We start from the raw sequence: 15,252 nt of genomic DNA, 5'->3' as shown, positions 1-15,252 counted from the left end.
TCCTGTGCAACAATTGACCCAATAATTGGATGACTCTGCTCCTAAAACGAAAAAGAGCCCAGTAGCAATACCAGGCTCTTTTTATGTCATTCAGCAATATTACAGTTGAGCAGCCTCTTGCTTCAGAACTTCTGCTTTGTCTGTTTGCTCCCAAGGAACATTCAGGTCATTGCGTCCAAAGTGGCCATATGCAGCTGTTTGTTTGTAGATAGGACGACGCAGGTCGAGCTGCTTGATGATACCAGCAGGACGCAGGTCGAAGTGTTTGCGAACCAATTTCACCAGAGCTTCTTCGGAAATGGTACCTGTACCGAAAGTATCTACTGCGATGGAAACTGGTTGTGCTACACCAATTGCGTAAGCAACTTGTACTTCGCATTTGTCTGCGAGGCCAGCAGCCACGATGTTTTTCGCTACATAACGAGCTGCGTAAGCACCGGAACGGTCAACTTTTGTCGGATCTTTACCGGAGAACGCACCGCCGCCATGACGAGCATAACCGCCGTAAGTATCTACGATGATTTTGCGGCCAGTCAAGCCAGCATCCCCTTGTGGTCCGCCAATTACGAAACGGCCAGTTGGGTTGATGAAGTATTTGGTATCAGCGTCCAACAGTTCAGCTGGAACAACTGGTTTGATTACTTGTTCAACCAGATCTTGCTTGATTTGCTCCAAAGTTGTCTCAGGAGCATGTTGGGTAGAAATAACGATTGTATCGATACGAACTGGTTTGTCGCCATCGTACTCAACGGTTACTTGTGTTTTTCCGTCAGGACGGAGGTAAGCAAGTGTTCCGTTTTTACGTACTTCAGTCAGACGACGAGCCAATTGGTGGGACATGCTGATCGGAAGTGGCATCAGCTCAGGTGTTTCATTGCAAGCAAAACCAAACATCAAACCTTGGTCACCCGCACCAATTGCTTCGATCTGCGCGTCAGTCATTTTGCCTTCGCGTGCTTCCAATGCTTGGTCTACACCAAGTGCAATGTCAGCGGACTGCTCGCCAATTGCAGTAATAACACCGCAAGTATCAGCGTCAAAACCAAATTTCGCACGGTCATAACCGATTTCACGAATGGTTTCACGAACGAGCTTTTGGATATCCACATAAGTGTTTGTAGTGATTTCACCTGCTACGAGAACCAAACCAGTAGTTACGGAAGTTTCGCAAGCTACGCGAGCGTTTGGATCTTTGGACAGGATCGCATCCAAGATGGAGTCGGAAATTTGGTCACAAATTTTATCCGGATGTCCTTCAGTTACAGATTCGGATGTAAACAGACGACGACCTTTTTGCAAAGCCATGAGAAAATACCTCCTTTGACCTCATACAAATAGTGTGGTAGCCGAGTCAGGATTTTATCTACGTAAACGCAAATAAAAAACCTTTTCCATCTTTTAGGAGGAAAAGGTTTGAGCGTTTTTTGCTTCCTTCATCCTCTTATCGGCCAGAACAGATGTCCGTTCTGCTGGTTAGCACCGCTCTAGATCGGTTGCCGGGCTTCATAGGGCCAGTCCCTCCGCCTGCTCTGGATAAGAGTATCCATTACGGATAATAGAATAATTGTTTTTTTCAGAGATGTCAATAGGAAAAATTTTACTTATAGTTGATAGGCTTTGGAAAGTACCACAACTACCTCGGCGCGAGTTGCCCTTCCATTCGGTTTAAAGGAAGAACCGTACCCATTGACCCAATTTCTAGATGTTAAAGCCTCAATAGCAGGAGAAGCCCAATGACTCGTTGGCACATCCTGATAATTCGAGGTACCACGGTTATACATCAAAACATCACGTGCCCGCGCGATCATTACTGCCATCTCTGCACGCGATATCGGCTGATCCGGCTTCATTTCATTCTTCGGGTACCCTTTCAAAATTCCCAATTGATAGGATACACCTAGGTTGTGATACGCCCAGTGCCGCTTTGGCATATCCCGGAAGGTCGTTTTTCCTGTATAGGTAGTCGCTACCTTGGAACCGGTCGCACGCATCGATTTAAGCAGCATTGTGGCAAACTCTGCACGGGTCACTGCCTTGTTCGGCTTGAACGACGCATCATTAAACCCATTTACAATATCGCGAGAGCTAAGTCTGACGATCTCTGAGCGCGCCCAGTGGTCCGAAATATCGCGATAGCCCGCTATCAATTTCTGCTGCGTCACCGTGAGTCGGTACGATTCATATTTGAAGGCAGTACCGCTATTAAGGCGTACATAATATTTTCCTGGTTGCAAACGCAAACCGATAACATCGTTTCCTCGGTTAGACAGCTCCGCTACCTCATTCGTCGAAGCGATCGCATAGTTCATGTTTCGATCGCTATAGAGCGCGAAACGAAAGCCGCTATCGACAGGAATGTACGGCGCTCGGAACGTCACATACGATTCACTATTCACAGTAAATTGGAACCAGTCGGAATCAGTAGCTGTCGGTATTGTGCCTGACATCACTGTCCCACCGCTTAACGGAGACGCTTTTTGATAGGTGTCATTCGGCTCATTAAAATCTTTTTTTACTGGCGTGTATCCCAGATCCAGCTGATATTCGCCATTCACCGCATTACGATTGTACTCACTCACACGGATGAAATACTTGCCTGGTGACACTTCTTTTTGGACACGCTCCGTCGGATTGTCTTTCGTTCCATTATCGTAGTTAGGATCCCAGACAACCGTCTTTTTCCCGGGCTCTTGTTTACCGATACCCAGCACTAGATCGACACGCTTATTATCAGGACTAACAGTGACATCCATATGCCCGTATTCACGAACGTAGTAGGAGAACCAATCCTGATCCCCTTCATCGTGGAAATTGCCTGTTACACTGATTTCGTTGCCTACGAGCGGCCTTGCCGTCTCTTGTGTATCGTTCGGTTCGTTACGGTCCGGATTAATGGTAAACTTACTCGTCAACACGTAGGTAAAAGCGTTGTTGACCCCTCCGTTACGCATCAACCGGATATTCATTCTTCCCGCCTTGACCGGAACAGTTATCGTATCCCCATTCCCGAAGTACTGCGTAATCGGCGGACGATTCTCTGGGTAAAAGGTAGCTGCCATCGCTGAAGAAACACCGGAAGTCACTGATGCTGTGAAGCTGACCTTCCCATCGTAAGGGATGTCCATCTTCAGCCAATCTATCGTGTCTTTTGGCCCCAAATTTCCACGTATCTGAGACTCAATCGGAAACGCTTTGGCTGAGTACGTCTGATTGTTCGGCTCTAAAAAGTCATAGGATAAGGCCGTTCGAACTGCCTTGTCGACATTTAACAATCCGTAGCCCGTTTTCCGATCCCATCCCTTTTCCCCTAAGTCCGTAGCCGTTTGAAAAAGCAATTGTCTCACATCAAATGGACTTAGTTTGGGATGACGAGCTAGTATGAGCGCCGCTGCACCCGCTACTTGTGGTGCCGCTGCTGAAGTACCGCTAAAAGAACCGTATTTTCCCCCAAGCTTGGTCGTATAAACATTGAAACCAGGTGCTACCAGGTTCAGCTCAGGTCCTGTATTGCTTTGATACAGCACTTCATTGTTACTCCTTACAGCCCCTACCGCTAACACCGTAGGATAAGCTGCCGGATAAGCCACACGGCTACTCTCATTGCCACTAGCTGCAATCAGAACAGCTCCGTTTCTTTCCGCTCGTTGCACAGCATTCGCCAGTTCCTTAGAGTAGGCCATACTGCTGAGAGACATCACGATGACTTTGGCACCACGATCCAAGGCAGTGTTAATACCCTTAGCAAGAGTCTGCACCGTAGTATCTCCATTTTTGGCCAAAACTTTAATCGGCAAAATTTTGGCATTCCACAAGACACCGGATACACCAATACTGTTATTCCCGCTAGCAGCCAGTACACCAGTTACTTCTGTTCCATGTCCGTTATCGTCCTGGGCAGACCTCCCGGGATTGACAAGATTCACACCCGGCAGAAGGTTGTCCTTCAAATCAGGATGCTTGTAATCCGCCCCGGAGTCCAGCACTGCGATGATAATCTGTTCATTACTATTTACGAGTGACCAAGCTTGATGAGCTCTAATCTGACTCAAATGAAGCTGGTTACTTAAATAGTAGTCATTCGATGCAGTTGGTGCTGCAGCATAAATAGTTTGGTTGTTTGCCATCACTAGCGCGACACTTAACGCAGTCGCTACTGACATGTTCACTGATTTTTTCATGCAAAACAGTCCTTCCTTCTCTCCCCTGCACAATAAGCAGTCTAAAAGGAATTCAGGTATTTATCTTCTCGTCCTAGCATAGCGGATGAAAAGGGAGACACGCAACCCTGATTACCCAATATTTGGAACGTTATAACAGTACAAAACCCTTTTCACCATGGGCAAAAAGGGTTTTCTCCTTACTGTAACAAACCTTTATTGTCTTCCACTTCAGGTGTTACCTGAGCTTTTTCTTTTTTTCTTTGTTGTGCTTTCGGAATAAAAGCAGTCAGTTCCGCCAGATTTACCTCTTCCTTTTTAATGGAGGAGAACGGAATATCAAATGCCCATACACGATGGCTATTTGCTTCTACTTTCATGTTTTCCAAGGTGAAGTGTACACGTGCTACCGTATCGCCATCCTTATCATGAACGATAATCGGCACTTCGGTAAACTCCAGACGTTTTCCCAGACCGTTACGGAAAGCAACGATGACTTTCAGTCCGTTATCTTCACCTGGCTTGATGTCGAGGACTTGCAAATCTACTTCGCCCTCTACAATCGGAGCCTTCTCTGCTGCCTGCTGCAAGTATTGCTTGGACTCATCTGTACTCAGACCCAAATTGAAGTTTTGATTCTCTTCTACTTCATTCTTTTTCGGCTTGATATAGGTCAGCTTCAGAGGAACCTCTTTTTCAGGAATACGGTCGAACTCATCCCAGCGGAACATGAATTCCATCGGACGGCTGGACATTTCCATCACTGGACCAGATGTGATCAGATCAAAAGTCTTTCTCGCGACTTCCTCTCCATCCTCCGTCACCAAAGACAACGGAAGTTTTTGCAGCAAAATGCTGCGGTCAGTCGCATTGCGAACGTAGGTAAGAACCAAGTAACCATCATTGGTAACCTGCGTAAAGAACGGAATGATACCTACTTCGTTACGAACCACTGGAGGCATTTCATCATGCGCGTATTGCAAGAGCTCATGCTCCGCTTCGTCCAATTGATCATCCCACGGACCGTTCAGCACCAAAAACAATTCTTTGGAATCCACACGGTTCGCAGATTGCTGTGGATTATCTATTCCGGATACACCCAAATAAAACTCTCTATGAAGATTCTCATGAATATCTTCGCGTACTTGCTCCAAGCTCTCCTTGGAACCAAACCAATTTTCCAATAACCAACTCATAAGTCAACCTCCTCTTTCCCACACCTCAAAAGTATTGCGCTCTATTCTACCTCAAGCGTCCATCTTTTCAGGTCGGCATCAGGCTTTTTCACTAAATTTGGCGGGAATACAATCATCCATGGACGGCTGTAACCCGGCTTCACATTAATGCTACTTGCGTCCAGTACACCTGTTGCTACCAGATCACCATTTGCATCAGCAATCGTCAGCTTGATTTCATCAGGACGGTAATTCTGGGCCATCCCATTGCGGAAGAGCATCGCTGCTACCAAATGTCCTTCCTTTGTCATTCCGATGTCAAAACCAGTAACCTGAACGGTATCAATCGGAATCACTGGCAGAGACTGCGTCAACGCTTCCAGACGATCCTTTTGGCGATCGGTCATGCGCTTTTCCATTTCAGGATCGAGCTCCAGATTACGAGGCCATACATGCGAATTTCTACCAGCCTTCATAACCACTTTCCAACGGTTAAAGGTGAAATTATCATGCAGATAGCTCTCTTCCGGGAACAATACCTCCCACGGACGGCTGGTATGCGGCGGAATTGCGTCCATATCTGACAAATCAACCTTCATCCGTGCAAACGCCTTATCATCGAGATAAATCGCTAATCCAACGTTTTTAATCCGCACTGGCTTATTCGTGGAGTTGCGGAAGAACATAGCGACAGTCATGCCGTTTGGCTGCGGAATCATACTGAATCCAGTTACGCTAATCATGCCTTTACGCATCTCAGGCAGTTCTTCTTGCAAAAAGCGAAGCGTGTACTTTTTCTCGGAATCCAGTTCACTTTCCCAAATCGGACTCAGAGACAATTCCGTACGAATCTTTTCAGCTCCACCTACAGAAGCTTCCTGTTGCTCATTGCCTTCCAATTCGACCTCGGTGTTTTTCATATCAGCGACATCAATGGCAGACTCTTCTTGAATATCTTTTTTCAGATCCTGTTGATCCTTACCTAATAAATTCTTCATAAAGGAAAACATAGGCTACCTCCTCACACGTCCGGACACGAACGAAGCTCTCTCATCATGATAAACTTTTTTGACTAGCCTATGCAAATTCGCTCTCTTGCATCAGGCTCATTGGGGAACGTTTACTTTCCAACGGGACAAGTCAAGCTCTTCCTTTTGGATGCTCTCTGGCGGAAAAATAAACAGCCATGGCTTGCTCGTATTTGCATTTACAGTCAGGCTCCCGAGTTCAAACAGACCTTCTGCCACTTTATCCCCGCTTGCATCATACAGCGCCAGCGGCAACGTCTCGAAGGACAGCGACTGAGTAGAGCCGTTGCGAATCAAAAGCATCGCATTCAGAGCACCATTTTCTGTTTGACGAATCTGCACACTCTGTATATTTACTTCTCCCTCTTTTAGAGCCGGGAGATTCTTCGCTAATTCAATTAAGGACGTTTTTTGTTCATCAGTCAGCGCCTTAATCCAGGATTCCTCCAGCTCCAGCTGCTGTGGAAGAACCATCTTCTTCTGCGCCATCTCAAAAGCGATTTTCCAATTCAAGAGAAGAACTTCCAGCTGTAAAAAGTGCTCTCTGGCAAATACAAACGACCACGGTCTTGCAGAACGCGGCGGAATTTCTCCAAGCTCGCTCAAATCAAAGGATTGGCGGGTAAACAGCTCCTGATCCCCAAACAGTACCACCAGTGTCATCTCATTCAGGCTGATTGGACGGTCCGTGCTATTCCGGACGAATGCCGTCACTTCGATCCCGTCATCATGCGGAACAAGCGCAGTTCCAGCCAAGGAGATATTCCCTGGTTGCAACGGCTCCAGCTCCTGAGCCATAAAGGAGAGCGAGTATTTCTCTTGCGCACTCAGCTGACTCTCCCAAGATTCATGCAGAGAGAGTGTTGTTGTGACGCCAGTTAATTCAACCTGTACCTGATGTGACTGTTCGGTATCAGCAGCGGAAAGAATCGATTCCTCCTGAACCTGCTCTCGCACCTCATTGGTTGTTGGTTTATTCCCCATTAAATTCTTCAAGAAGGATAACATATCGTCGCTCCCAACTTTTCTCTACATCTATATATAGTTACATTCGTCATCCACTATAGCATAGTGACATCCTTTTGCAACATAGAAAACTTGGCATTCCAAGCAGAAAACAAAAGGCTTTTGCAACCTTTTCACAGTGCCATTCGTACTGTTAGTTATGTTAGGATACCCGTACGCAACAAGGGATGTCAAGGAATGGAAGGATGGGCGGTGGGGCAAAAAAGGAGAACCTGGTTTGCTCGCAGCCTCAAGGACCGTTTCTTAGTCGGTCTATACCCTGCAAACACCTTTGAACGTTCACCGTGCCTTCGTCGCATATTTAATGAAGAAAAAATTTTTATGCTATCGAGTCGTTGAATATCCCGTGTATAACATTTCCATAATGAGTTAAAGTTTACAATGTTGTTTATTATTGATAAAATATAAGGGTCTAAACAAATAACTTGGGGAATTTCTTTTTGGCCAACTGTCTTGTGCAGTTGGTTCTTTTTTGTTTTCAAAAAATAAGAACCTATCACGAATGCGATAGGCCCCGCCAGCGATTATTGTGCAGGTTTGTTTCCTCCACCCATGCCCTCGATTTGATGAATTTGAACTTGGACATTTGGATTTTTGCTCATGCCATCTTTCAGGCGGATAATTTGATCGGTGACATCTACTCCGGCTTCTGTCGTTGCAGAAATCGAAGCGGCTCTGTTGTATTTAATTACTTCGTCTTGGACGATTTGGGTATCGCTCGGTCCCCCAGTATCACCTTTTGGCTGAATGGTGACCTCCACTCTATGTCCTGTGCTCGTGTCGTCAACGGTGAACCAAACATGTACAAGTTCTTTCACAGGCATTCCCGTGGTATTTGGCTTGACTAGTATCACTCTGCCAGTTGGATCAACCTGCATATATTCCACCGGGCGATTGCTGCCCTTCATCGGTAGTACTTTTTTCGCTGTAACCTGGACGAGCAGGTTTCTTTCGTTGCCATCAATAAGGCGAATGATTTGGTCGGTAATATCGTCCCCTGCTTTTACTGTGTCAGGGATCGTCGCTGTTTTTTCATACTTGGGTATTTCTTCGCTGGCCGTTCGGAGATTAATTGTTTCCTGTATGCAATAGTCGAGACCAGCTTGGACATCTTTTTGGTCGAGAAACGGTTTGTACTTTACCAGATACACCATACGTGAGTAGGTATCTTGCTTGTATTCTTCGGTGAATCCATCAAAAGCATCAGAAAACTTGAGTTCTAAGATTGGATCGGATAATGCATCACTCATTTGAGAAATGGCTGCTTGCTCTTCTTCCCTTGTTGGGTTGTCACTGATTTTGATCGCGTTGATCCGATCGATTGCTTCGGATAACCTTCCCGCATGAGCAAGGGCTGCCAATGATCCTGTTGGTGAGAAAGGTAAGATCAGTGCGAGAGCTACAAACGTTAGGAAAAACTTTGACAAGATTGACTTGAAGCAATTGCCGCTGTTTTTTTCGCTCATCATATCCGCCTCCATTTATTTATAATAACAACGATGTAAATTATAGGAATATTTAACATTTTTGTATAGGATATTTTTCCTAAGTCAAAATAAAAAGCTTATCGTGACTCTACGATAAGCTTCTGATTCTACGGTATTGGACATTTCATTGAGAGATTTGTCCTTTTTATTTTTACCAGTTTTATTTTGCTATTTTTTCAAAACATCAACTTCCAAAGGCAAAACTACACTTCCATATTGTGGGGATTTCCATTACTTAGCAATCAGCTACATCCATATTCCTTTTTTCTACAAATGATGGGTAACATGGACACTATGAAAATACTGGTAGGACGTGATTTGCTGGAATTGGTGAACAATTAGAAATTATTGTAAGGGTTAGTGCTATTAACCAAACTCAAGTTAAAGTTGTTTTCAACAAAGAAGTTGACAAAACTTCCGCTGAGACTGAAGGCAACTACAAGGTAAATGATACTGTATTGGTAGAAGGAACAACTACTGGTCAAGCAAAAGCAGCTTTGGAAGCAGACAAAAAGTCTGTTGTTATCACTTTTGCTGACAAAAAACCTAACAACACAGCTTTCACTTTCCAAGTTGATGGTGTAACTGATGTTGAAGGTAACAAAGTAACAAGTGAAGTTCAAACTATTACTGTAACTGATACTGTAGCACCAACAATCACTGAAACTAAATTTGCTGCTACCGGTGACTTGACTATTACTTTCTCTGAGCCACTTGCAGCTACACAACAACCGATTGTTCGTGTAAACAACACTCCAGTTGCACATACTCCAGTTGTTGCAGGTGATACGGTAGTAACTGTTCCAGCTGCTAACTTGCCAGCAATCGCTGGTGGCGCAACTGCAACTGTATTTGTTTCCAGTGCACAAGATACAGCTCTGAACACAATGGCTGTATACAATGGCACTGTTGTAAAAGCAGTTGATACTACTAAACCTGCTATTACTTCTGTGACTCAAACTGGTCAAAACACAGTTAAAGTTGTATTGAGCGAAGAACTTGCTGGCGGTGCTTCTGCACTGGAAGCAGCAGATCTCAAGATTCTGATGGGTTCTACTGTTTATACTCATGGTACTGCTAATACAGTAGTAACTGTTACTCCAGATGCTAATGATACCACAAACAAAACTTATGATGTATCCTTTAACCTTGGTGGAGCTGGTGCACCTAACTACGGTCTCTATGCTTCCAACACAGCTGCAACTGCACAAGTTACTCTGATTGTTGATGCTAATGCAATTAAAGATGCTTCTAACAATGGTAACGATGCGTATACACAAGCAATCACCTTCAACCGTGATGCTCAAGGTCCTCGTTTCGTTTCTTCTAAAGTAGCAGACGACAAACAAACTATCGAATTGACTTTCGATGAAGAGTTCCAAGATCTTGATGCAAACGTAGATGAGACTAAACTCCTTATCACAAATGCAGAAGGTGTTCGTTTCGATGCTATCGCAGCAACTACTATTGCTAAAGCTGGTTCTCCTAAAGTATTGCTGGTTGATTTCGTAGCTGGTGCTACTGAAATCGAAAACGGTACTTACACAGTACAAATCGGAGCAGGTGCAGTAAAAGATGCTCTTGGTAACTTGAGTGCAGCAGCTACTACTACACTAACTGTAGGAAACGCAGCTGATACTGTAAAACCAACTGCTACTCTGGATACTGAAGCTGTTATTGATGCAGCAGTAACTGGTGTTAACAAGTTTGTTGTAGACTTTAGCGAAGAAGTAGGAGCTTCTGCTCTTGATCTGGCTAACTACAAACTCGACGGTGTTGCACTGGATAGCACAAAAGCTAACATCTACTTCAATAGCTCCGCTAAAAATAGCGTAACTATCGAACTGAAAGCTGAAACTGTAGCGTTCGGTGCTCAAGCTGGTACTCCAGCAACTCTGACTGTAAGCAATGTAGCTGATAAAGCTGGCAATGTTATGGAAAAAGCTGCTGATTTCGGAGTAAATATCGCTGACAACACAGCTGCTGTTCTGCAAACTGTTCAAGTTCTGGGTAACGACATCGTTCTTACTTTCAACGAGAACATTGACAGCGCAACTGCTACAACAATCGATGATCCAACTAAACTCTCTGCTGAGTTCGAAATCTTGGTAGGATCCGATGCATTGACTTTGGGTACTTTGGGGACTGACGGTACAGGTGGTACAGATGGAGATGCAGCAGTATCTCTGGTAGCTGGTAACACAAAACAAGTGAAAATCTCACTGACTCCTCAAGTTAACGGTACTGGTTACAATAATCAAGTTTCTTCTAACTGGGATCCAACTAAAACAATCACAGTTAAAACTACTGGCGAAACTCTGAAAGATGCAAATGGATACGGAGTTAAAGCTGACGTAACTGCTCATAACTAATCGAACAGTTAAGAAAATACCCCATACGCAGAAATGTGTACGGGGTATTTTTCTGGCCGTTTGAAAAAATTATGTAAAAAGATGAAAATGGTGGAAAGTCACTAATACAATCATGTGCTAACCCCTTAAGTTCAGTTTTATATAACTGAAAACTTATAACTTTTCCAATCAGATAACACATTCTTTTTAAAGGATTTAAATAACCAAACTACGGATATACTAAAGGTGTTACCCGCATATTTCGGCTACTCTTTTTGTATAAGTATGCTGACATTCATGGTGGTGTTTTGAAACAAATGGTTTTAACACAATCAGTAGATATTTTCCTGCAATACTTGTTCTCCATTAGCCGGAGTGAACAAACGATTACGGGGTATAAAAAGGATTTGACCTACTTTACCCGTTTTCTGGAGAGCAAATACAACTGTGAGCCATACGTTGATGAAGTAACGGCAACGGATATCGAAGATTTTCTTTTATATCTAAAATCAGAGCGTTCCTATGCTCCTGCCAGCAGACAACGTAACCTTCATACTTTTCGTTCATTCTTTGCTTATGCATATAAAAAAGAATGGGTTCCTCGTAATATTGCGTTGTCTGTCGAGAAAATAAAGGTGCAGCAAAAGGAAAGAACATACTTGGAAGAACAAGAAGTAAACGATTTAGTTAACGCCATCGACCACTCCCTAATTAGACTAGTGGTTATGGTCCTCTTCTTGACTGGTATGCGCATATCAGAATGCCTGAACCTGACATTAGATGATGTGAAGTGGGATCAGCAGGTGATTCACGTAGTGGCCGGTAAGGGAAACAAGGATCGATTTATTCCAATCTCTCCCCGTTTACTGCCCACGTTGAAAGAATACGTATTGCATCATCGACCTGATTCTGATTCAAATCGATTTTTTTGTACCAAGAAAAGCGGTAAACTATCGCCGGTATACGTAAATCGAGAAATTACGGAAGCCGTCAAACGATTAGGGTGGAGTAAGAAAGTGACAGCTCATATCCTCCGCCACAGCTTTGCAAGTCAACTAGTCAAAAAGGATGTTAATCTGGTTCAAATACAAAAACTTCTAGGACATTCATCTTTGAACGTAACCAGTGTTTATACACACACAAATTTAGATCAGCTGCGAGATGCAATCAGCCATTTGTAAGTGAGTGTATAAATAAAATATCCAAACACTTTAAAAGAGAGATAAATAGGAGTGTAGAGAGTGGATATACGTACAGAGAAAAAACCAATCTATGACGAGCGTGTCAATGAGATATTGCGCGGCATGGTTGAGGGAAAAACGAGAGATGAGCTAGCGAAGGAATTGGGACATAAGAATTACAAGACATTAGATATATATATGCGTCGCAAGAACTTTATGTGGGATCGTAATAAACAAGCTTATGTACCGATACATACAAGTACTGAGAAGTGGAATCCAAGTAAGGATTTAATGAAGTCTTCAATGGAGTCGACGATTCTCTCGCTCTTTCAGAAAGAAGGAGCAGATGCGAAGACGATTGCCAAACGTATGGGCTTTCAGGATCACCGGGAGCTGGCAACATATATGAAGGCAAAAGGATACAAGTGGTGTTCTGATACGAAGAACTATGTGAAGGAATATGGGAAACTAGCCGATAGGGAAATGCTACATAACGAAGCAGTACCGAAATCATCGAATGAAGACCCGCTGTCAGAATTAGGTGAGGCTTTTGTAGCCCCTAGAACCGGTCTCATGGGCTCTAACCAGATGGATCAATATCTTCCCATACTCGAGTTATTGGAGCGCAACAGAGGCCGTCTAATCGATCTGATCGTTCCTGGCTCAGAATCAGGGAAAGTTCCTCGATATGCCGTACCTGGTGTTTTCGTTACGAAATCTGTTCATATGACAAATACACTCGATCAAATGGTCCGCGAATACAGTAAGGAAAAAAACATTAGTCAGAGAGATATTTTCGCTGTGGCATTGATTGAGTTTTTCAAGCGATATGGATATGAGAGAGAGATCAGTACATTGATTGGTAAAGTGTAAGTCAAATCGCCTTCTAATCCCTCTGATTTGCTTCGGGATAGGGAGGCTTTTTATTTTTAAATCATACAGGCATAGCGAATCACTGCTATAGAGGCATTGGACCTACAGTATACGGGGGATTTTGGCACATTCTGAATACTGTCCAACGGCGTTTACTACAGATTTACTGAGAAGGGGGACTTTGATTATTTCGCTTACCTTGTTAACGAGAAAAAGAGCCTGCCTCTAAGAGGCAGACTCTTGTGAAGAATTAAGGATTCACAGCTTCTGATTGAAAACTATTTACTCTTCACTGTAATTGTAATATTTTGATCTGCTACTGTTTTCGTAGACGTAAATGTTACTTTCGCTCCAGAAACCGTGATATTCTGACGGAATAACCCTTTTCCATTGTAGAGTGCTTGAAAAGCAGATTCAATTTTGTCTGCAATTTCAGAAGGTGTTTCTGTACCTTGAAGGGTAACAGTAACCGTCTCATTCAAGTAGTTTCCGTCGGTAAAGTTAACACTCAAATCCTTCAAGCCAGAACCAGCCTCAGTAATTTCAAGTTCATTTACCTCAGCAACTCCGCCCGTACCAGCAACTCCCTTTCTCCATTCTGAACCTACTCCAGTGACACCCGTCGCGTCAAGATCTTCTAACGTGATGGTAATATCTTTGTCTGCCTCTTGTGTTGGTTCTTTAATATAAATAGTCATACCACTTCCTGTCATATCATAATCAAATCCCAATTCTTGATAGATCGCATCCATCAGTTTGTAAAAGACTGTTGTAGTATTGTCATTCATGTTCACCGTTTGAATAATGTCTTTTCGAGTCTGGCCATCATCAAATACTACTTTAATCCTTCCGTCTTTATTTGCACCTGTTAAAATTTCCAACTGATTCGTCTCTTCTGAACCACCGGTCGGTGCCATACCTTTTACTACTTCCTTCGCATTCCAGACAATCTCGCTATTCTCGTCTTATCCCGTTGAAATTTGGGGTTATAACGAGCCTACACCGTACGGGCGACTTTCATCGCATACGGCGTTCCATCAGCGAAGAAGGAAATGTTACGTCTTACAATGGGCATCTTCATCCTATCAAATGCTTCTCACAAATTTCTCACAAACGTAATCGTCTTAAGGAGCTATACTGGCAGCCGCTCTTAAAGCAGGATCAAACGCAAAAAAGGACTGCAGAAATGATCTCTCTGCAATCCTTTTTGGAAATCGTTCATTTGTAGACTTGAGAAACTACAACGCCCATTGTAAGTCCTCGTATCCTTCTTATCCACTGACTGGGTTCCTTCGCTCCGGCCAGTTTTCTCCTCCCCGCCTGTGTTACCACTACGGGTACAAACGGTAAGCCATCCACACTACTACGAACCCGCTGCCATCTTATCAGCCTCACTGGTGCTAACCCACCTCTTCTGATAAGACTTCAAACGTTCCACCTTGTCTATCCCTTGTTTTGCTGACCTTAGGTCCCCACTATACAATACGAGAAAAACAGGTTTAACAGCCTGAATTATTCCTGTTTCGTCTGTGCGATTTCACGTACATCGACTGTTGTTCAACCCCTAGCGCTTAACTACCTAACAACAGCTATCTCGTATTGGGTCACCATGGATTCGTCGCCTGACCATAGTCAACTTTTAAAGAGCCCCGCCTTGCATCTCAGCAAGTACGACTTCACCTGACTTCACGGGAGCAGTTGGTATAGGACTGTTTTCCGTGCAGGAGGATTAGGCACATGAGCCATAGGCTGTTCTCATGGATTGGAGTTGCACCAATCTATTTGACAAGATAGTTAGAGAAGACCCCTAGACCGCTATGAAAGTTGTCTAGGGGTCGTTCTCCACTTCTTTCACTCAGGTAATGAGTTTATGAAGTAACGTTTCGTGATTTTTTTAAAGAGTTACCAATTTAGCAATTGCTTCGTTGACAGCAGTTACTTGAGCATTAACTTCATCTTGAGTTGCATCTGCTT

At 43.8% G+C, this 15,252-nt stretch carries 10 protein-coding genes and 1 riboswitch; of the genes, 3 read left to right on the top strand and 7 right to left on the bottom strand.

The window, feature by feature from the left end; translation table 11 throughout:
• Nucleotides 1-99: 99 nt before the first annotated feature.
• The 6 genes from metK to PMI05_RS23085 form a co-directional block, all read right to left on the bottom strand.
• Nucleotides 100-1,305 (bottom strand): methionine adenosyltransferase, encoded by a 1,206-nt coding sequence (gene metK / locus PMI05_RS23110; RefSeq protein WP_007727071.1) that lies wholly within the window; start codon nt 1,303-1,305, stop codon nt 100-102.
• A 133-nt stretch (nt 1,306-1,438) separates the two neighbouring features.
• A riboswitch (SAM riboswitch) is annotated at nt 1,439-1,540 on the bottom strand.
• A 61-nt stretch (nt 1,541-1,601) separates the two neighbouring features.
• Entirely contained in the window at nt 1,602-4,178 is a 2,577-nt protein-coding gene (locus tag PMI05_RS23105; RefSeq protein ID WP_007727068.1) for a S8 family serine peptidase, read from the bottom strand.
• 179 nt (nt 4,179-4,357) lie between these two features.
• A complete protein-coding gene (locus tag PMI05_RS23100) occupies nt 4,358-5,353 on the bottom strand; it encodes an SLAP domain-containing protein (RefSeq protein WP_007727066.1) in 996 nt (331 codons plus the stop codon).
• 41 nt (nt 5,354-5,394) lie between these two features.
• Nucleotides 5,395-6,342: an SLAP domain-containing protein gene (locus tag PMI05_RS23095; RefSeq protein WP_007727064.1), complete on the bottom strand. Its 948-nt coding sequence runs from the start codon at nt 6,340-6,342 to the stop codon at nt 5,395-5,397.
• 96 nt (nt 6,343-6,438) lie between these two features.
• Nucleotides 6,439-7,368, bottom strand: a complete 930-nt coding sequence (locus tag PMI05_RS23090; RefSeq protein WP_007727062.1) for an accessory Sec system S-layer assembly protein — start codon at nt 7,366-7,368, stop codon at nt 6,439-6,441.
• Between the two features lie 542 nt (nt 7,369-7,910).
• A complete protein-coding gene (locus PMI05_RS23085) occupies nt 7,911-8,855 on the bottom strand; it encodes a hypothetical protein (RefSeq protein ID WP_157230948.1) in 945 nt (314 codons plus the stop codon).
• Nucleotides 8,856-9,331: 476 nt separating this feature from the next.
• On the opposite strand from PMI05_RS23085, the gene PMI05_RS23080 reads away from it, so the two are divergent.
• The 3 genes from PMI05_RS23080 to PMI05_RS23070 all read left to right on the top strand — a co-directional run bounded on the left by PMI05_RS23080 (nt 9,332) and on the right by PMI05_RS23070 (nt 13,278).
• Nucleotides 9,332-11,245 carry a hypothetical protein gene (locus PMI05_RS23080; protein WP_007727059.1) on the top strand — a complete coding sequence of 638 codons (1,914 nt, stop codon included), beginning with the start codon at nt 9,332-9,334 and terminating at the stop codon, nt 11,243-11,245.
• A gap of 296 nt (nt 11,246-11,541) precedes the next feature.
• The gene (locus tag PMI05_RS23075) at nt 11,542-12,405 is read left to right on the top strand and encodes a tyrosine-type recombinase/integrase (RefSeq protein ID WP_007727057.1); all 864 of its coding nucleotides are present in this window, start codon (nt 11,542-11,544) and stop codon (nt 12,403-12,405) included.
• Nucleotides 12,406-12,465: 60 nt separating this feature from the next.
• Nucleotides 12,466-13,278 (top strand): hypothetical protein, encoded by an 813-nt coding sequence (locus PMI05_RS23070; RefSeq protein WP_007727056.1) that lies wholly within the window; start codon nt 12,466-12,468, stop codon nt 13,276-13,278.
• 278 nt (nt 13,279-13,556) lie between these two features.
• On the opposite strand, the gene PMI05_RS23065 is transcribed toward PMI05_RS23070, so the two are convergent.
• Nucleotides 13,557-14,195, bottom strand: a complete 639-nt coding sequence (locus PMI05_RS23065) for a hypothetical protein (protein ID WP_007727055.1) — start codon at nt 14,193-14,195, stop codon at nt 13,557-13,559.
• Nucleotides 14,196-15,252: the final 1,057 nt, after the last annotated feature.

The organism is Brevibacillus sp. BC25 (genome assembly GCF_000282075.1).
In the GTDB taxonomy this organism is placed as follows: domain Bacteria; phylum Bacillota; class Bacilli; order Brevibacillales; family Brevibacillaceae; genus Brevibacillus.
Note: the sequence above shows the minus strand (reverse complement) of the source record. Positions and strands in the feature narration are given on the sequence as shown.

Excerpts from the sequence above, each read along its gene's own strand:
- PMI05_RS23065 (WP_007727055.1), bottom strand. The coding sequence starts at position 14,195 with ATGGCACCGACCGGTGGTTCAGAAGAGACGAATCAGTTGGAAATTTTA.
- PMI05_RS23105 (WP_007727068.1), bottom strand. The coding sequence starts at position 4,178 with ATGAAAAAATCAGTGAACATGTCAGTAGCGACTGCGTTAAGTGTCGCG.
- PMI05_RS23100 (WP_007727066.1), bottom strand. The coding sequence starts at position 5,353 with ATGAGTTGGTTATTGGAAAATTGGTTTGGTTCCAAGGAGAGCTTGGAG.
- PMI05_RS23085 (WP_157230948.1), bottom strand. The coding sequence starts at position 8,855 with ATGATGAGCGAAAAAAACAGCGGCAATTGCTTCAAGTCAATCTTGTCA.
- PMI05_RS23095 (WP_007727064.1), bottom strand. The coding sequence starts at position 6,342 with ATGTTTTCCTTTATGAAGAATTTATTAGGTAAGGATCAACAGGATCTG.
- PMI05_RS23075 (WP_007727057.1), top strand. The coding sequence starts at position 11,542 with ATGGTTTTAACACAATCAGTAGATATTTTCCTGCAATACTTGTTCTCC.
- metK (WP_007727071.1), bottom strand. The coding sequence starts at position 1,305 with ATGGCTTTGCAAAAAGGTCGTCGTCTGTTTACATCCGAATCTGTAACT.
- PMI05_RS23090 (WP_007727062.1), bottom strand. The coding sequence starts at position 7,368 with ATGTTATCCTTCTTGAAGAATTTAATGGGGAATAAACCAACAACCAAT.